18 protein-coding genes are annotated in these 16,404 nt (G+C 72.7%); 11 read left to right on the top strand and 7 right to left on the bottom strand.

Annotated elements, in window-relative coordinates; all coding sequences use genetic code 11:
• The first annotated feature begins 134 nt into the window (after positions 1 to 134).
• Complete coding sequence (locus NX794_RS13460) at positions 135 to 383, top strand: hypothetical protein (RefSeq protein WP_258778848.1); 249 nt, start codon at positions 135 to 137, stop codon at positions 381 to 383.
• Positions 384 to 386: 3 nt separating this feature from the next.
• Here the strand turns inward: NX794_RS13460 and NX794_RS13455 are convergent, their stop codons facing one another.
• Both NX794_RS13455 and NX794_RS13450 read right to left on the bottom strand, forming a co-directional pair.
• Positions 387 to 1,790: an FAD-dependent oxidoreductase gene (locus NX794_RS13455; RefSeq protein WP_258778722.1), complete on the bottom strand. Its 1,404-nt coding sequence runs from the start codon at positions 1,788 to 1,790 to the stop codon at positions 387 to 389.
• A gap of 27 nt (positions 1,791 to 1,817) precedes the next feature.
• On the bottom strand, positions 1,818 to 2,246 hold the full coding sequence (locus NX794_RS13450) for a DUF4349 domain-containing protein (protein ID WP_309505987.1): 429 nt from the start codon (positions 2,244 to 2,246) through the stop codon (positions 1,818 to 1,820).
• A 369-nt stretch (positions 2,247 to 2,615) separates the two neighbouring features.
• Here NX794_RS13450 and hemG point away from each other — a divergent pair, with 369 nt between their 5' ends.
• Positions 2,616 to 4,082 (top strand): protoporphyrinogen oxidase, encoded by a 1,467-nt coding sequence (hemG, locus tag NX794_RS13445; protein WP_258778721.1) that lies wholly within the window; start codon positions 2,616 to 2,618, stop codon positions 4,080 to 4,082.
• A gap of 5 nt (positions 4,083 to 4,087) precedes the next feature.
• Positions 4,088 to 4,816 carry a hydrogen peroxide-dependent heme synthase gene (hemQ, locus tag NX794_RS13440; protein WP_258778720.1) on the top strand — a complete coding sequence of 243 codons (729 nt, stop codon included), beginning with the start codon at positions 4,088 to 4,090 and terminating at the stop codon, positions 4,814 to 4,816.
• Positions 4,817 to 4,849: 33 nt separating this feature from the next.
• Here hemQ and NX794_RS13435 read toward each other — a convergent pair whose 3' ends face one another.
• From NX794_RS13435 to NX794_RS13425, 3 genes are all read right to left on the bottom strand, one after another.
• Positions 4,850 to 6,532 (bottom strand): alpha/beta hydrolase, encoded by a 1,683-nt coding sequence (locus NX794_RS13435; protein WP_258778719.1) that lies wholly within the window; start codon positions 6,530 to 6,532, stop codon positions 4,850 to 4,852.
• A gap of 156 nt (positions 6,533 to 6,688) precedes the next feature.
• Complete coding sequence (locus NX794_RS13430; RefSeq protein WP_258778718.1) at positions 6,689 to 7,510, bottom strand: TIGR04222 domain-containing membrane protein; 822 nt, start codon at positions 7,508 to 7,510, stop codon at positions 6,689 to 6,691.
• Between the two features lie 97 nt (positions 7,511 to 7,607).
• The gene (locus NX794_RS13425; protein WP_258778717.1) at positions 7,608 to 8,378 is read right to left on the bottom strand and encodes a DUF4142 domain-containing protein; all 771 of its coding nucleotides are present in this window, start codon (positions 8,376 to 8,378) and stop codon (positions 7,608 to 7,610) included.
• 109 nt (positions 8,379 to 8,487) lie between these two features.
• Between NX794_RS13425 and NX794_RS13420 the strand changes: the two genes are divergently transcribed.
• On the top strand, positions 8,488 to 9,036 hold the full coding sequence (locus NX794_RS13420; protein WP_258778716.1) for a hypothetical protein: 549 nt from the start codon (positions 8,488 to 8,490) through the stop codon (positions 9,034 to 9,036).
• 70 nt (positions 9,037 to 9,106) lie between these two features.
• On the opposite strand, the gene NX794_RS13415 is transcribed toward NX794_RS13420, so the two are convergent.
• Positions 9,107 to 10,423 (bottom strand): MbnB/TglH/ChrH family RiPP precursor modification enzyme, encoded by a 1,317-nt coding sequence (locus NX794_RS13415; protein WP_258778715.1) that lies wholly within the window; start codon positions 10,421 to 10,423, stop codon positions 9,107 to 9,109.
• 288 nt (positions 10,424 to 10,711) lie between these two features.
• Between NX794_RS13415 and NX794_RS13410 the strand changes: the two genes are divergently transcribed.
• From NX794_RS13410 to NX794_RS13380, 7 genes are all read left to right on the top strand, one after another.
• A complete protein-coding gene (locus NX794_RS13410) occupies positions 10,712 to 11,140 on the top strand; it encodes a VOC family protein (RefSeq protein ID WP_258778714.1) in 429 nt (142 codons plus the stop codon).
• Between the two features lie 270 nt (positions 11,141 to 11,410).
• Positions 11,411 to 12,049: an HAD family hydrolase gene (locus NX794_RS13405; RefSeq protein ID WP_258778713.1), complete on the top strand. Its 639-nt coding sequence runs from the start codon at positions 11,411 to 11,413 to the stop codon at positions 12,047 to 12,049.
• Between the two features lie 99 nt (positions 12,050 to 12,148).
• On the top strand, positions 12,149 to 13,336 hold the full coding sequence (locus tag NX794_RS13400; RefSeq protein ID WP_258778712.1) for a helix-turn-helix domain-containing protein: 1,188 nt from the start codon (positions 12,149 to 12,151) through the stop codon (positions 13,334 to 13,336).
• 206 nt (positions 13,337 to 13,542) lie between these two features.
• A complete protein-coding gene (locus NX794_RS13395) occupies positions 13,543 to 13,704 on the top strand; it encodes a hypothetical protein (RefSeq protein ID WP_258778711.1) in 162 nt (53 codons plus the stop codon).
• Positions 13,701 to 14,201, top strand: a complete 501-nt coding sequence (locus NX794_RS13390) for a DUF6415 family natural product biosynthesis protein (protein WP_258778710.1) — start codon at positions 13,701 to 13,703, stop codon at positions 14,199 to 14,201. The genes NX794_RS13395 and NX794_RS13390 overlap by 4 nt, the downstream gene beginning before the upstream one ends.
• 90 nt (positions 14,202 to 14,291) lie before the next feature.
• Complete coding sequence (locus NX794_RS13385) at positions 14,292 to 14,792, top strand: hypothetical protein (protein ID WP_258778709.1); 501 nt, start codon at positions 14,292 to 14,294, stop codon at positions 14,790 to 14,792.
• A gap of 82 nt (positions 14,793 to 14,874) precedes the next feature.
• Positions 14,875 to 15,528, top strand: a complete 654-nt coding sequence (locus NX794_RS13380) for a class I SAM-dependent methyltransferase (RefSeq protein WP_258778708.1) — start codon at positions 14,875 to 14,877, stop codon at positions 15,526 to 15,528.
• A gap of 137 nt (positions 15,529 to 15,665) precedes the next feature.
• Here the strand turns inward: NX794_RS13380 and NX794_RS13375 are convergent, their stop codons facing one another.
• Positions 15,666 to 16,382 carry an aminoacyl-tRNA hydrolase gene (locus tag NX794_RS13375; protein ID WP_258778707.1) on the bottom strand — a complete coding sequence of 239 codons (717 nt, stop codon included), beginning with the start codon at positions 16,380 to 16,382 and terminating at the stop codon, positions 15,666 to 15,668.
• Positions 16,383 to 16,404 lie beyond the last annotated feature (22 nt).

Below are 16,404 nucleotides of genomic sequence, written 5' to 3'. Positions count from 1 at the left end.
GTACTGCCCGCGATGCGACGGCCGAACCGGTGAACACGGCCGCGCCCTAGCGCGTATCCCTCCGCAACCGACGTGAGGACCAGGCGATGACGAACGCTTCACAGTATCCGGCGAACGCTCCGCGGTTTCCCGCGATGCACGCCCTGCCCGACGGCGAGGCCGAACTGTCCCTGGTCGTGCGCCTCCCCTGGGAGGACGTGGCGCGCCTCGGTCAGGAGGCGGGGCGGCTGGCCGCGCAGACACAGCGGCCTGTGACGCTGGACGAGGCGGTGAGCCACCGGCTGCGCTCCGCCCGGCCCACCGCCACGCACGCCCGGCCGGCGGAGGCCCCGGCCGCCAACTCCGCCGTCTCCGCCCTGCCGAGGATCAGCGGAACCGCCTAGGGGTCACCCCGGCTGACCCTGCCGTACCTTCGCCGTCGCCTTGCGCGCCGCCACCAGTACCGGGTCCCAGACGGGGGAGAAGGGCGGGGCGTATCCCAGGTCCAGGGCCGTCATCTGCTCGACGGTCAGCCGGGCCGTGAGGGCGACGGCCGCGATGTCCACGCGTTTGCCGGCGCCCTCGCGGCCGACAATCTGCACGCCGAGCAGCCGGCCGGTGCCGCGCTCGGCGAGCATCTTGACCGTCATCGGGGAGGCGCCCGGGTAGTACCCGGCCCGGCTGGTGGACTCGATGGTGACCGCCTCGTAGCGCAGCCCCACCCGGTCCGCGTCCTTCTCGCGCAGCCCGGTACGCGCGATCTCCAGGTCGCAGACCTTGCTGACGGCCGTGCCCACCACCCCCGGGAACGTGGCGTACCCGCCACCGGCGTTGGTGCCGATGACCTGCCCGTGCTTGTTGGCGTGCGTGCCGAGCGGAACGTACTGCTCCTGCCCGGAGACCAGGTTCAGCACCTCCACGCAGTCGCCGCCCGCCCAGATGTTCCGGTGCCCGCGCACCCGCATCGCCAGGTCGGTGAGCAGCCCGCCGTGCGCGCCCACCGGCAGGCCCGCCGACCGGGCCAGGGAGGTCTCCGGGCGGACGCCGATCCCGAGGATCACCAGGTCGGCCGGGTACTCGGCGTCCTTCGTGCGCACCGCGCGGACCCGGCCGTCGTCGCCGGTCGGCAGCTCCGTCACCTCGGCGTCGCTCACCATGGTGATGCCGAGGCCCTCCATCGCCCGGCGCACCAGCCGGCCCATGTCCGGGTCGAGCGTCGCCATCGGCTCGCTGCCCCGGTTGACGACGGTCACCTCGTAGCCCCGGTGGATCAGCGCCTCGGCCATCTCCACCCCGATGTAGCCGGCGCCGACGACCACCGCGCGCCGGCCGTCCGTGCGGGCCAGCGTGTCGAGCAGCGCCTGCCCGTCGTCCAGGGTCTGCACGCCGTGCACCCCGGGGGCGTCCACGCCGGGCAGGTCCGGGCGGACCGGACGCGCCCCGGTGGCGATGACGAGCCGGTCGTACGGCGTCCAGGACTCGGCCCCGGTGTCCACCGCACGCGCCCGCACCCGCTGCCCGGCCACGTCGATCCCGGTCACCTCGGTGCGCAGCCGCAGGTCGATCCCGCGCTCCCGGTGCTCCTCGGGCGTACGGGCGATCAGCTCGTCCGGCCCGGAGACCTCGCCGCCCACCCAGTAGGGGATGCCGCACGCCGAGTAGGAGGTGAAGTGGCCGCGTTCGAAGGCCACGATCTCCAGCTCCCCGGGTTTCCGCAGCCGGCGTGCCTGGGATGCCGCGGACATGCCCGCGGCGTCACCACCGATCACGACCAGCCGTTCCGTACCGTCCCGCCCGCCACTCTTGGTCATGGGAACACGCTACGGGGCCCCGGTACTTCAGTCCTGGTCCGGCTGCCCGGAGTCGGCCGGCACCGGGCGGGCCGCCGGCAGCGGGCCGAGCGCGGTCATCGCCGGCCCGGGCTCCGCGCGGCGGCGAGGGCCAGGAACGGCAGGGCCGCGCCGAGCACGTCCACGATGCCCGGCCCGTTCGTCGCCGGCCGCCCCGGACACCGGCTTCTCGGACAGCGACAGGGTGATGGTGGCGAGGCTGCGGTCCTTCAGGGACGCCTGCCGGGCCGGCAGTGCCTCCAGGTCGGCCTGACGCTCGCTCAACTGCCCTTCCAGCGCGACGACATCACCGAGCTTCGTCGCCCGGTCCATCAGCGCGCGGATCCGGTCGACGCCGGCCCGCTGCGACGTGACGCGGCTGCCGACATTCACCATCTGGTCGGTGACGTCCTGCGCCTCGACCGTGCGCTCGATCAACGTGCCGGTCGGCGTCCCGGCTGACCGAGTCCGGAGTGAGCCGGGGCGTGCCGGGCTTTCCCCTGGCGGCGCCGCCCGCCCCGCACCCGGTGAGCGCCAGGGAGGCGGCGAGCAGGACTTCGGCCAGCCTGCGGACGGACGGCGCCGATCGTACGGTGCGTGGTGTGCTCATGGGTGATCCCCCCCCCGGACTCGTAACGCATGACGCATGACGAATGCCGCCCCTACGACGGCGGGGCGTGCCCGGACGTTCGACCCGCCCGGCCCCTAAGCGGTCACGGCCCGGACTCGGAGCGGACACCGGGCGCGGACGACCCGGGACCTGTGGCCCTGGCGGGAGCGCCGCGGGGGTCTGAGAGAGTGGGGCTCATGAGCACCACGGGTACGGGTACGGGCACGGACACCGGGCATGTCGTCGTCATCGGAGCCGGCATCGCCGGCTTGGCCGCGGCCCACCGGCTGCTGGGGCGCGGCGCGCGGGTGACCGTGCTGGAGGCCGCCGAGCGGGTCGGCGGCAAGCTGCTGTCCGGTGAGATCGCCGGTGTGCGCGTCGACCTCGGTGCCGAGTCGATGCTCGCCCGCCGCCCCGAGGCCGTCACCCTGGCCCGCGAGACCGGCCTCGGCGAGCGGCTCCAGCCGCCGGCCACCGCGACCGCCGCCCTGTGGACCCGGGGCGCGCTGCGGCCCATGCCCAAGGGCCATGTGATGGGCGTCCCCGGCACCGCCGCCGCCCTGTCCGGGGTGCTCTCCGCCGAGGGCGTCGCCCGTATCGAGCGCGACGCGGACCTGCCGCGCACCGAGGTCGGCGACGACGTGGCCGTGGGGGAGTACGTGGCGGCCCGGCTCGGCCGCGAGGTCGTGGACCGCCTGGTCGAACCCCTGCTCGGCGGGGTGTACGCGGGCGACGCCTACCGCATCTCCATGCGCTCGGCCGTCCCCCAGCTCTTCCAGACCGCCCGCGCCCACGCCTCCCTCACCGAGGGCGTCCGGGAGATCCAGGCCAAGGCCGCCGCGGGCCGGCCGACGGGCCCCGTCTTCACCGGCATCGACGGCGGTGTCGGCACCCTGCCGCTCGCGGTCGCCGACTCCGTCCGGGCCCGCGGCGGCGAGATCCGCACCGGCACCCCCGTGACCGGGCTGCGCCGCGAGGCCGCCGGCGGCTGGCGGATCACCACCGCCGAGCGCGTACTGCACGCCGACGCCGTGATCCTCGCCGTACCGGCCCCGGCCGCCGCGCGGCTGCTGCGCGCCGAGACCCCGGCCGCCGCGGCCGAACTGGCCGCAGTCGAGTACGCGTCCATGGCCCTGGTCACCCTCGCCTACCGGCGTGCCGACGTGCGGCTGCCCGAGGGCAGCGGCTTCCTGGTGCCGCCCGTCGACGGCCGCACCATCAAGGCGTCCACCTTCGCCTCGCAGAAGTGGGGCTGGATCGCCGCGCAGGACCCCGGCGTGGTCGTCCTGCGCACCTCCGTCGGCCGGCACGGCGAGACGGAGATCCTCGGCCGCGACGACACCGGCCTGGTCGAGGTCTCCCGGCACGACCTGCGCGAGGCCACCGGCCTGGACGCCGTACCGCTTCGGACCCGGGTCACCCGCTGGACCGACGGCCTGCCCCAGTACCCGGTCGGCCACCACGCGCGCGTGGCCCGCATCCGCGCGCACGTGGCGCGGCTGTCCGGCCTCGCGGTGTGCGGCGCGCAGTACGACGGCGTCGGCATCCCGGCCTGCGTCGCGAGCGCGAACGCGGCGGTGGACGGGCTGGCCGGCGACCGGTCGGCGGCCGACGACCTGATGGCCCACCCGGTGCAGAGCCTCCACGGCGGAGCGGGAGAATAGGGAACATGAGTGACGACGCCACCACCGAGCCCGGCAGGATCCCGAACAAGGGCAAGCTGGCCAAGGACCTCAACGAGGTCATCCGCTACACCCTCTGGTCCGTCTTCAGACTGAAGGACGCGCTGCCGGAGGACCGCGCGGGCTACGCCGACGAGGTCCAGGAGCTGTTCGACCAGCTCGCCGCCAAGGACGTCAAGATCCGCGGCACCTACGACCTGTCCGGCCTGCGCGCCGACGCGGACCTGATGATCTGGTGGCACGCGGAGACCAGCGACCAGCTCCAGGAGGCGTACAACCTCTTCCGCCGCACCCGGCTCGGCCGCGCGCTGGAGCCCGTGTGGTCGAACATGGCGCTGCACCGCCCCGCCGAGTTCAACCGCTCGCACATCCCGGCGTTCCTCGCCGACGAGACGCCCCGGAACTACGTGAGCGTCTACCCCTTCGTGCGCTCCTACGACTGGTACCTGCTGCCCGACGAGGACCGCCGCCGCATGCTCGCCGACCACGGCAAGATGGCCCGCGGCTTCCCGGACGTGCGCGCCAACACGGTCGCCTCGTTCTCCCTCGGCGACTACGAGTGGATCCTCGCCTTCGAGGCCGACGAGCTGTACCGCATCGTCGACCTCATGCGCCACCTGCGCGGCTCCGAGGCCCGGATGCACGTCCGCGAGGAGGTCCCGTTCTACACGGGCCGCCGCAAGGACGTCGCGGAACTGGTCGCCGGGCTCGCCTGATCACCGGGCTCGCCTGATCACCGGGCAGGGCGGTCAGCCCTTGACCGCCTTGCCCTTGAGGGTGTCCCTAGGGATGCGGTCCCCGGAGGTGCCGGGTGCCGGGGTGTCGGGGGCCGGCTCCCGGCGCGGTGCGCAGGACGTGTGCCGGGCCGGGAGGCGGCCCCCCAGCAGATACGCCTCCAGGTGGCCGTTGACGCACTGGTTGGGGCCGCCGCCGATGCCGTGCGTGCCCGCGTCCCGCTCGGTCACCAGCACCGAGCCCGCCAGCCGCCGGTTCATCTCCAGCGCCCCCGCGTACGGCGCCGCCGCGTCCCGTTCGGCCGCCAGGATCAGCACCCCGGGCAGCTCACCCGGCCCGGTGCGCACGTCGAGCGGCCGCTGCCGGGGCGCCGGCCAGTAGGCGCACGGCAGGTTCGCCCACGCGTTGTCCCACGTCTCGAAGGGCGCGACCCGGGCCAGCCGGGTGTTGTCGCGGTCCCACACCTCCCACTCCGTGGGCCACGCCGCGTCGTTGCACTCGACGGCCGTGTACACCGCGCTGCCGTTCTCCGCCTCGGCGGCCGACTCCGGGTTCGGCGAGGCCAGCGCGACCAGCGGCCCCGGATCGCCGCGCAGATACGCCGACAGCGCCGCGGCCCGGCTCGGCCAGAAGTCGTCGTAGTACCCGGCGGTCAGGAACGCGTTCTGCAACTGCCCCGGCCCGACCTTGCCGCCCGCCGCCTTCCCGGCCAGCCGCTCCCGCGCGGTGTCGTAACTCCGCTGCACCGCCGCCGGGTTGGTCCCGAGCCGGTACACGTCGTCGTGCCGGGCGATCCACTCCCGGAAGTCCGCCCAGCGCTCCTCGAACGCGGCCGACTGGTCGAGGTTGCTGCGGTACCAGACCTTCTCCGGGTCCGGGTTCACCGCCGCGTCCAGCACCATGCGCCGCAGATGCGAGGGGAACATCGCCGCGTACAGCGCGCCGAAGTAGGTGCCGTACGACGCCCCCATGAACGTCAGCCGGTCCTCGCCCAGCGCGGCCCGCAGCACGTCCAGGTCGCGGGCGTTGTTCAGCGAGGTGTAGTGCCGCAGCGCGCTGCCCGAGCGCTCGGCGCAGCCGCGGGCGTACGCCTTCGCCCGTGCGATCCGCTCCCGCTTGTACTCCTCCGAGGGATGCGTCGGGGCCGCGCTGGGTCCCTTGAAGAACCCCTTCGGGTCCTCGCAGGACAGCGGCGCCGACCGGCCCACCCCACGCGGGGCGTAGCCGACGAGGTCGTACGCGGCGGCGATCCGCTGCCACCGCGGGATGCCGGCGGCCAGCGGAAAGTACATGCTGGAGCCCCCGGGGCCGCCCGGGTTGTAGACGAGGGCGCCCTGCCGGGGCACCTTCCGCTTGCTGTTGTGCGGGTCCTTCTGGGTGGCGCGGGCGCGGCTGACGGTCAGCCGGAGCTGCCTGCCGTCGGGGTGCGCGTAGTCCAGCGGGACGGTCACCGTGCCGCACCGCACGCTGTCCGGCGTCCCCGGCACCTCGGCGGCGGGGCAGTCCCCGAAGTCGATGCCGGCCGACCGGGCGCGGGCCACGGCCACGGCGGCGCCGCGCAGTTCGGCCATGCCGGGCGCCTCGGACGTGCGGCGCCCGGCGGGAGCGCCGCCCGCCGGAGCCGCGGCCAGCGTGGTCAGCAGCAAGGACCCGGCGGCCGAGTACAGCGCGGCGGAGTAGAGGGCGGCAGCTCTCATCGCGTATCCCTTCGGTGTGCGGCGGCGCCGGCATGGCTGCCAGGGCCCGCCGACAACAGAAGGGATGTTTCGGACGGCCGTCGGTGAAGGCAAGCACCGCCCGGCCGGTGTCGGCGCGAGTGCTCCCGATGCGCCCCTCGTGCCCCGGGGGCGCCCCTACCCCCGCCAGAGCCGCTCTCGGTGGTCGCGGTGGTCGCGGTCGTCTCGGTGGTCTCGGTGGGCGAAAGCCGCGCGCAGGTCCGGCTCACCGACTGCCCGGATGCCGCGCACGGCGACGGAGGTGAGGAAGGACCGCTCGTCACCGGCCCCGGCCGTCCCGCCCCCGAGCGTGCCCAGTAGCCGCTGCCCGGCGGGCGAGGCCCAACGCGAGTACGGGTGCGCCTCGAAGCGGGCGAGCGCGAGGCAGCTCAGCGACAGCAGCAGCGGCAGGGCGAACCAGAGCCCGACCAGCAGCCGAGGCGTCCCCGTCCCGTCGGGCAGCAGCAGCGCGGTGATCCCGAGCAGCACCACGACGACCGCGACGGCCCGTACCCGCCGCACCGCGGACCCTACGTCGGCCCCGCCGCCCTCCGGCACCGCGAGGCCCGCGCGCACCAGCCGGTCGGCCAGTCGCCGTACCGCCTCCGCACCGGCCGTCCGGGCCCGTACGGGGGCGATCCGGGACTGCCCCTCCGGCCCGATGGCCCCTATGACGGACTCCTCCAACTCGTCGCGCCCGTCCGGGTCCACCACGGTGGCCCAGCCGGTGTGCGCGAGCAGCAGCCGCCGCTGCCGGGCCATCGACACCAGCGTCACGTCGGCGACCCGGGCCGGACCGCCGGACAGGAACGCGGCCTCGTACACCGTCAGACCGCGCGCCTCGTCCGGTGCCGGACCGGCGCTCTCGACGGTGGCCGCGCGGACGGCCGCCAGGCACAGCCGGGTGCACGCGACACCGGCGAACGCCCAGGCCAGAAGCAGCAGGAGGAGCCAGAACATGCCGCGTTTCTATGCCACCGGCGCGGCCGGGCGCCATGCCCTGTTCACGATCCGGACACAGCGTCGCCGGTATGTGACGTTCCGTTTCCCGCGCAGGTCAGGACCCGGCCGGCCGCGGCACCGGGCCGGCGGTGGCGGGCGGCGGGGAGTACGACGCGGTCGGCGAGGGCGCGACGGGAACTGCGGCGCCCGGATCGACGGCGGGCGGCGTCGGCACGGGGGAGGGGGAGGCGGCGAGATCGCGGGAGAGCGCGCCGAAGTCGACGTACCCCGTCGCCTCCAGGATCTTGATGTGGTCGAGCACGGTCGCGTTGGCGTCGTCGGCCAGATCCCGCACCAGGGAGTTCTGGGTGCCGGCCCGGACCTGGGCGACCAGTGAGAAGACGCGGCCGTGCGCCAGCCGCAGGATCCCGGCGAAGTCCCGGTCGAACTCCTGCCCCTGCGCCGCCCGCAGCGTGCCGAGCCACTCCCGCTGCTGCTGGTTGGGCTCGTTGGCCAGCCGGACGCCGAGCTGCGCCGCGACGGTGCGGACGTGCGCGTCCAGGGAGGTGTGCCCGTCGACCAGATGCCGCCCCGCCGTCCGCACGGCGCCCGTGGTCCCCTTCCGCTCCGCCAACTCCCCGGCGGGCAGCTCCCACAGCCCCGCGAGGCGCACCTTGCCGATGAAGTCCCGGTCCTGCGCCGACAACGGCCCGTACGGCGTCGTCACGGTCCGCGCACTCAGCGTGTTCACCTGACCCACGCCCTGCCGGTCGGCGTACGACCACACCGGGAAGACCAGCGCCGCGAGGGTCGCCGCCAGCCCGACGACGATGAGCCCGGTCCCACTGAATATGCCTCGGCCCTTGATCGGGGGTCGCGATCGCATGGCGCCTCCTGTACGGCACCGCACGCCGGGGGTGCAGGTGGGGTGGGTGCGGTTTGGCATATTACTGCGAAGGCGCACATTCCAGAGACCGGGCGAGGGAGGGGTGGGGGTGCTGAGACTGCTGGGCTTCTTCGACGACTTCGGCTACTCCGGCGAACTGGCGGCGGGACCGCTGCTCGCCCAGGTACAGGCCTCCGGCGAACCGGACGAGGCGAGGATGGTGGAGTACCTGGACACTGGCCACCACCTCACGCACTTCATGGCGGCCGGGGTCGACGTCCTCAGCGGCGAGGCCCACCGGCACACGTCCGGCTGCTCGTCACTCGTCACCGACGGCGTGTGGGTGTGGCGCGCCGACTTCGCCCACTACCTGGAGACCTACCACGTGCCGCTGCCCGCCGCCTTCGCCGCCCGCGTGCGGGGGCTGGGCTACCGGATGCCGCCACTGGTGGGCGCACGCTTCGCGCCGCTGTACGACGAGATCCTCGCCGGGTTCGGCATGACCGGGGCCGCCATCCCGTGGGACGCGGAGTCGGTCCGGTATCCCGGGCCGCGAACGGTGCCGACCCGTGCGGAGTTCATCGCGCGGGCCCGCGGGGAACGACCGGCCGGCCCCTGGGGCAAGCCACCGCGCAAGCCGCGCGGTCGCAAGCGATGATCCAGGCTCCGGCCGGGAAACGAATGGAGCGGGCGCGGCCGGGACGGCCGACGCCCCTGCCGGCCACCGCTCAACTCCTCCCCAGCAGCACCCGCCGCGCCGCGCGGGCCACCCGCCCCTTTGCCGGCCCCTGGGACCTGGGCGCGGGGCCCGCCCGGTCGAGCCACCACTCCCGCAACGCGTGCCGCGCCTCCGCGTCGTGCGGCAGGTCCGCCCGGAGCAGGTGGCCGGCGAAGTCGAGCGCGTCCAGCCGGTAGCCGCCGCTCATCGGCCGGCCCTGGGCGTACTCCAGGAACGCCGGCCGGTACCCGGCCCCGAGGATCACCGGCAGCTCCGGAGCCACCTTCCCCACGACGTCCGCCCGCTTGGCCGCGAGTGCCCGCGCCTGTACGCCCATCCGCACCCGGTCGAATCCCTCCGGCACCGGAGTGCCGGCCACCAGCGCCGACAGCACGGCGGCCTGGGCCACCCCGACCCGCTCCCGAACGCCCTCTCTGCCACGGCTCCCCCGCTCGCCCCGCACCACAGTGGCCGTAGACACAAGACCCCCCTGGGCTCTTGCCTCCCCCTCCTCCACCGCACCCCGAATGGCGGCCAACTCCTTCTCCAGCTCACCCGGTTCGGGGAAGTTGTCGTCCCGCTCCAACAGGACGCCCGGCGGTGTCACGCGGGAGGCGAGGTCGGTGAGGAGGGCGAGCACGGAGGACGGGACGGGGTGGGCGTGACTGTCGTGCCAGACGCCGTCGCGCTCGACGCCGCCCGCGACATGGACGTAGGCGATCGCCTCAAGCGGCAGTTCGGACAGCGCCCGCGCCGGGTCCTCACCCCGGTTGACGTGGTTGGTGTGCAGGTTGGCCACGTCGATGAGCAGCCGTACGCCGGTCCGCTCCACCAGCTCGGCGAGGAACTGCCCCTCCGTCAGCTCCTCACCGGGCCAGGAGAACAGCGCGGCGATGTTCTCGACCGCCAACGGCACCGGCAGGACGTCCTGGACGATACGGACGTTCTCGCACAGGACGTCCAGCGCGTCCCAGGTACGCGGCACCGGCAGCAGATGGCCGGCCTCCAGCGCCGGGGAGGCGGTGAGCGGGCCGCCCGCCCGGACGAACGCGATGTGCTCGGTGACCAGGGGAGCGCCGAGGGCCTCCACCCGCTCGGCGAGCGCCGCCAGCCGCCCTTCGTCGGGCCGCTCGGCGCCGCCGAGGCCGAGGGAGACACCGTGCGGGATCACGGTCACGCCGCGCTCGCGCAGCCGCAGCAGCGACTCGGGCACGTGACCGGGGCAGACGTTCTCCGCCACGACCTCCACCCAGTCGATGCCGGGCATGCGCTCCACGGCGTCCGCGATCTCCGGCCGCCAGCCGATCCCCGTCCCCAGTCGCCGCATGCCGCCTCCCCCTCCTCGGTGCCCTCGTGCTCGCGCGTCGAGTGACGGGGATATGGCCCCTGGCCGCGTCTCCCAACCCTCCGCCCCGCCCCCTCAGAGCAACATTTGAGGTTGACCGGTCCGGGGGCGCCGGTAGGCTCGATCACATGACTGCCGGGTCGGCCATGGGCCACACACCAGTAGGGCACCCGGCCTCGACATGAGCGCGCGGCGGGTCAGGGCCCCGCCACCTCTCCTCGTCTTCGAGCAACGCGACCCGTCACCGAAACCTGGAGATCAACTCACCTCATGCAGCACACCCAGAATCCCAGCGGCCCCTCACCCGCCCCGGCGCCTTCGGTCCTCCTGAACCACACCGTCGTCTACGCCGCCGACCGGAACCTGTCGGCCGAGTTCATCGCCACGGTCCTCGGCCTGGAAGTCAGCGCCCCCTTCGGCCCGTTCCTGCCGGTCGACCTGGGCAACGGCGTCACCCTCGACTACTACGAGATGCGCGACGAGCCGATACAGACCCAGCACTACGCGTTCCTCGTCCCCGACGACAGCTTCGACACCATGCTGACCCGCCTGGACACACTCGGCGTCACCTACTACGCCGACCCCCACCACTCCGAACCCCACCGCGTCAACCGCCTCTTCGGCGGCCGGGGCGCGTACTTCGCGGACCCGTCGGGCCACAACATGGAGATCATGACACGACCGTACGCACGGCCGTGATCACACCGGACGCTGTCAGAACCGGCGACATCACCAAGCTGCCGCCATCCCCGGGATCCTCACCGGGCGGGCGTCGCCTCCGACGCCCGCCCGTGCGCCCGGACTTCGCCCATGGCATGACTCAGCGGTGACTCACGACTGGCCGCCGGAGCCGGGATCGCCGGACCGCTGATGCAGCTACTGCTGGAGTCCGCCGCTACCCGGTACACCGAGCCGGATGCTTGGACCCATTTGATGCTTCGTGTGCCGGAGGACTCGTAGGCTTCGAGGGTGATTGAGACCATCGTGTTCGATGTCGGCGAGACGATCACTCGTGACGATCGCTACTGGGCGGCCTGGGCCGACTGGCTGGAAGTGCCCCGCCACACCTTGTCCGCTCTGGTCGGCGCCGTCGTCGCGCAGGGCCAGGACAACGCGGAAGCCCTGAGGCTCGTGCGCCCCGGCATCGACGTAGCGGCGGAGTACCGGGCGCGGGAGGCGGCCGGCCGCGGTGAGTACCTGGACGAGGCCGACCTGTACGACGATGTCCGCCCGGCGTTCAGTGCCCTGCGGCAGGCAGGAGTCCGGATCGTCGTCGCAGGCAACCAGACCGCCAACGCCGGCCAGTTGTTGCGGGCTCTCGACTTGCCCGCGGACCTGATCGCCACCTCGGGGGAGTGGGGCGCGGCCAAGCCGCAACCAGAGTTCTTCCACAGGGTCGTCCAAGTCTCCGAGGCTCCGGCCGATCGGACTCTCTACGTGGGCGATCATCCCGCCAACGACGTGCATCCGGCGAAGGCGGCCGGGCTCCGCACAGCGCATCTGCGGCGCGGTCCGTGGGGCAACCTGTGGGCCGACGCCCCGGAAACGGTTGCCGCGGCGGACTGGCGCATCAACGGTCTCATGGACCTCGTCGCCCTCGTCCGCTGACATGAGGCAAGCGGCCTTGCCGAGTTGGTAAGGCCGTTTCCCGCACACGCGGTGTCCCTCGCGAGTGCCGTCTGGCCAAGGTGCCCGAACGGAGGCAGTATGCCCGTGATCGCTGATCGGGGAGTGGGCCGACGAATCGCGTACTACCGAAGCGTCGTCCGCCCCAAGCTGACACAACAGCAGCTGGCTGACGCTGCCTGCGTCGCGCTCGGCACCATCCGCAAGATCGAGCGTGGTGAGCGTGGTGTCACCGACGACACCTTGCAGGCCATCGCGGACGCGCTCGGCGTCGATCCGGCTCGACTGCGACACGACCGCGGCCCCGCTCATTCCCTGGCCCGGGAGGGCCTCCCGGCGTTGTCCGCAGCCATCGCCGCGTACGACTGCCCGGAGGATGGTCGAGTACGTCCAATGGCCGACCTGCGAGCTGCAGCGGACGCGGCCGAGCGCTGGCGCCTCGGTGCGCAGTACACGCGCATCGTCCGCGACATCCCCGAACTGCTCGCCGAACTGGCCCGCGCTCTGGACCTGGCGAGGGGCGTCGAGCAGGCTGAACTGGGTGGTCTTCTTGTCAGTGCGTACCGCTCGGCCGACGCGGCCGCCTACAAGCTCGGGGCGCACGACCTGTCGGCCCGGCTGGTCGAACTCATGCGATGGGCCGCCGGTGAGGCCGATGATCCATTACTGTCAGCCTCTGTCGCATATGTCCGGACCGAGACGTTCTTCGCCGCACATGCACACGCCGCCGGGCTGCGGGCCTTGCAACAGGCCATCGACACGACTCCGGCGCCTGACACAGTGGTGGGACGCGCCATCCTCGGGTCGCTACACATGAGAGCCGCGGTCATCGCCGGACGAGCGAGAGACGCGGACGCTGCCACCGGGCACATCGTGGCCGCGGAGCGACTTGCCCACGCCGTTGAGGAGGGCGTCTATTACGGCACTGCCTTCGGCCCCGACTCCGTTCGTATCCACCGGGTGTCCGTTGCGGTCAGCCTCGGAGATGACCACGTAGGAGATGCCCTGGACGTGTCGCATGAGTGGAAACCGCCGGCCGACCTGCCCGCCGAGCGACGGTCCGGCTTCTATATCGAGCTGGCACGGGCACAGTTGTGGGCCGGGCTGGCCGATGGTGCGTTCGAGTCCCTGAAGGCCGCCCGGAAGATCGCCCCTCAGCACACCCGAGACCACCCGTGGGTGCGGCAGGACGCATCCACACTGCGGCGGCTGAGGCGAGCCGACTCCGAAACACTGACCTCGTTCGCCGAGTGGTGCGCCGCTACCTGAGCGCTCCTGAGGTCGGAGCTACCCCTGACCGGGGTACTTCCGACGTTACCTCGACCTCACCATGTGTGTACGCGCACTCCCAAGCGCTATGCGAGACCCGGCGACCGCAGTCACGGTCCCGGGCATGACCACGCTCAGACCGACCAGGGAGCGTCGAGACGATGACCCGTACTGCCCCGCACAGAGCCCGTGCACGAGACGCCGCGATGACGATCAAGGTGTATACGGTGACGCAAGAGGGCGTCGTCACCGCGCCGCGCACCACCGTGACCGTCACCCGCAGTTACACCGATCAGCCCGCGCCGATGAGCACCGTGCTGCCGCCGTGCGCGTGTCCGCAGCACCGTAAGGGTGAGGAGGCCCGATGACGGGCATCGCCCAGGCTTCCGTCGTCACCAGCCTGGTGGACACCGACACGATGCGCGGCAGTATCGCCCTGCTGCTCCCGCACGACGCGGTGCAGCCGCCCACCGGAGAAGAGTTGGCGACTCTGACCACGGGCCTGCGCGGGCACGTAATGTCCCTGATTCCGCAGGTCGAGCGACTGGCCGCCCAACTGCCCGAAGACGACGTGCCCCGGTACTGCGCGAAGGCCTGCATCGACGCGGCCCGGGGCAAGTTGGCCTCCCACATCGGCACCGGATCAGGCACGGAGGTCGCCTACGCCAGGAGACTGGCCCGCGTACTCGGTGCCCTGTGCGACCACTATGAGGCGCTCACGGCGCAGCGCGTGTGCGTGGCTTGTGGGCGGGAGATCCGGGCGACGGACATCACCGTCCCCTACGACCGGGTCAGCGCCTCGGGCGGCACCATCACGAGCCCTGTCCACGCCGCGTGCGCCCCGCGCCCGTACCTCGCCCGCTGAGCGGCATTCCGAACGAGGGCCCTGCGCCGTCAGGGGCGGGGTCAAGCAACACACGACATCTCACACGACATCTCATGGGAAGGAGAGTTCATGACCGCCACTCTCGACCACCCCGCCGGAACACGGACAAGTGATCCGAAGGAACTCCTCAACGCCGTCGCTCCGCACATCACGGAGCTGACCATCAACGTCTTCGACTCCGGCCTGACCCTGTGGGACCGGGAGGTCGCGCTGTTACTGCGGGACCACACCATGGTCCGGGACATGGCCGAGCGGATCCTCGCCAACGCCGTCATGTACACCGTCGGTTGCATCGAGCATCCCGAAGTGCACCTCGGCGTCGGCAAACTGGTCGACATCGGTGTCCACCAGTTGATCCTCGACACCCCTGTCTGGTTCGGGATCTGCCGTCTCTACAACGCAGGCGCCTACAAGCATCACGCGCCGTTCATCCAGCGTCGCCGCGACGGGCTCTGCCTGCGCACCGCCGACTTCCTGAAGTCGATCGGCTTCGACATCGATGAAGAGTTGTGGGCCATCGACGGCACGGACTGCTCGCCGTGCGACAACAAGGTGCCCGACAGTCACTGATCCCCGTGACAATCGCCCCCGCCCGCACGTTCACTCGTGCAGGGCGGGGGCTCCGACACATCGACGCACGCGAGGAGACACCGTGCCCGTACCCCACGACATCGCCGCAGAGACCGAACTGTGGGACACCTACGCCGAGTCCGCCTTCAAGGACGACGCCGAGCCCGCGTTCGGCTGGACCCAGTACGCCGGTCACGGCCCCGGGCCGGAACTGCTCGGTGCGCCGGGGCGCGTGCTGGAGATCGGATGCGGTACGGGACGGGCGCTCGCGCGTCTCGCGGGTCAGGGGGTCGAGGCGTACGGCGTCGACCTGTCCCCGGTCATGGTGAAGAAGGCCAGGGAGCGGTGGGCGGCCGGCGGGGCCGTCTTCGTGTGCGGTGAGGTGCTGGAGTGGCTGGGCGCGTGCACGGAGACCTTCGACGCCGTGTACTCCGTCTTCGGCGCCGCCTGGTTCGCCGATCCTGGGCGGCTGTTTCCGCTGGTGCGGAGGCGGCTGAAACCCGGTGGGGTGTTCGTGTTCTCGCAGCCGCCGGCGATTCCCGGGGCGTACGGGCCGCAGGGCATGTACAAGGGCGGGTTCGCGGGAAAGGCCATGTTCACGTACCGCTACAGCTACCGTCCGGCCGTGTGGGAGCGGCTTCTCGCCGGCGCCGGGTTCGTGGCCGCCGAGGCTCGGGTTCTCGATGCTCCGACGCCGGGGCACATCGGTACGTTGATCGTTCGTGCCGAGGTGTGAGGCAGCGGCTCGCGAATATGCCAACCGCATCTTGCGGAACCCGGGTTCCGGGAGCACGCTGCTGCTGTACCGCCCGCCCCGCCGCGTTCGAAGGTCCGGAAGCCTCCCCGTGTGCGGCGGGGCCCGCGGACCGGCCGTTACTCGCGCAGGGCCGGGTGGTCCGCCACCACCGTGCAGGAACCCGGGGCGATCTCCGTGAAGCCGGCATCGCGGACCACCGGGAGGCCGCTGGTCGTCAGGGTGGGCCAGGTGGACGGGGGCGCGGTGCGGACCGTGAGGGGGAAGCCGGAGGTCTGCCAGGCCGTGCGGTCCGGCTCCGGCAGGGCCCACCAGGCGAGTTGGGCGGCGTGGCCCGTCTGGGCCATCGTCTTGCCGGCCGACATGCCGAGGTCGGGGTTGAGCCAGAGGACGGGGTGGGCGGGGTCGGCCGGGGTCGGCGGCTCCGGGTCGTCCAGTTGCGTGCCCGAGACCTGAAGCTTCGCCAGGTCCTTGGGCCAGCCGTCCAGCGGGATCGGCGGGAAGACCCGCACCTCGGCCGATTTGCCGGTCACCGTGATGCCCGGCAGCGCCTCGGCCCGCCGCCACTCGGCACCCCGGGCGCGCCGCACCACCTTGCGGATACGGGCGTCCTCCCAGTTCCGCACCGCCTCCGCCCACTCCCCGTCGCCGAGGGCCCGCTCGTCGGCGAGCAGCAGCAGTACGGCACGGGCGGCCGTCTCCAGCGCGTCGGTACGGGCGGGCGGCGCGTCCCGCTCGATGCGGACGACGAGCGGCAGCACGTACTGCGGGGCCTCGTCACGCACGGTGCGCTCGGTCGGGAAGAGGCTGTCGGCGGGGGCGGCGGCGTCGTTCACGGTAGCCCAGCTTAAGAAGCAG

Origin of the sequence: Streptomyces pyxinicus (assembly GCF_024753135.1) — a bacterium.
Taxonomy (GTDB): Bacteria; Actinomycetota; Actinomycetes; order Streptomycetales; family Streptomycetaceae; genus Streptomyces; species Streptomyces pyxinicus.
Note: the sequence above shows the minus strand (reverse complement) of the source record. Positions and strands in the feature narration are given on the sequence as shown.

Excerpts from the sequence above, each read along its gene's own strand:
- NX794_RS13460 (WP_258778848.1), top strand. The coding sequence starts at position 135 with ATGCACGCCCTGCCCGACGGCGAGGCCGAACTGTCCCTGGTCGTGCGC.
- NX794_RS13455 (WP_258778722.1), bottom strand. The coding sequence starts at position 1,790 with ATGACCAAGAGTGGCGGGCGGGACGGTACGGAACGGCTGGTCGTGATC.
- hemG (WP_258778721.1), top strand. The coding sequence starts at position 2,616 with ATGAGCACCACGGGTACGGGTACGGGCACGGACACCGGGCATGTCGTC.
- hemQ (WP_258778720.1), top strand. The coding sequence starts at position 4,088 with ATGAGTGACGACGCCACCACCGAGCCCGGCAGGATCCCGAACAAGGGC.
- NX794_RS13435 (WP_258778719.1), bottom strand. The coding sequence starts at position 6,532 with ATGAGAGCTGCCGCCCTCTACTCCGCCGCGCTGTACTCGGCCGCCGGG.
- NX794_RS13430 (WP_258778718.1), bottom strand. The coding sequence starts at position 7,510 with ATGTTCTGGCTCCTCCTGCTGCTTCTGGCCTGGGCGTTCGCCGGTGTC.
- NX794_RS13425 (WP_258778717.1), bottom strand. The coding sequence starts at position 8,378 with ATGCGATCGCGACCCCCGATCAAGGGCCGAGGCATATTCAGTGGGACC.
- NX794_RS13415 (WP_258778715.1), bottom strand. The coding sequence starts at position 10,423 with ATGCGGCGACTGGGGACGGGGATCGGCTGGCGGCCGGAGATCGCGGAC.
- NX794_RS13410 (WP_258778714.1), top strand. The coding sequence starts at position 10,712 with ATGCAGCACACCCAGAATCCCAGCGGCCCCTCACCCGCCCCGGCGCCT.
- NX794_RS13400 (WP_258778712.1), top strand. The coding sequence starts at position 12,149 with ATGCCCGTGATCGCTGATCGGGGAGTGGGCCGACGAATCGCGTACTAC.
- NX794_RS13395 (WP_258778711.1), top strand. The coding sequence starts at position 13,543 with ATGACGATCAAGGTGTATACGGTGACGCAAGAGGGCGTCGTCACCGCG.
- NX794_RS13390 (WP_258778710.1), top strand. The coding sequence starts at position 13,701 with ATGACGGGCATCGCCCAGGCTTCCGTCGTCACCAGCCTGGTGGACACC.
- NX794_RS13385 (WP_258778709.1), top strand. The coding sequence starts at position 14,292 with ATGACCGCCACTCTCGACCACCCCGCCGGAACACGGACAAGTGATCCG.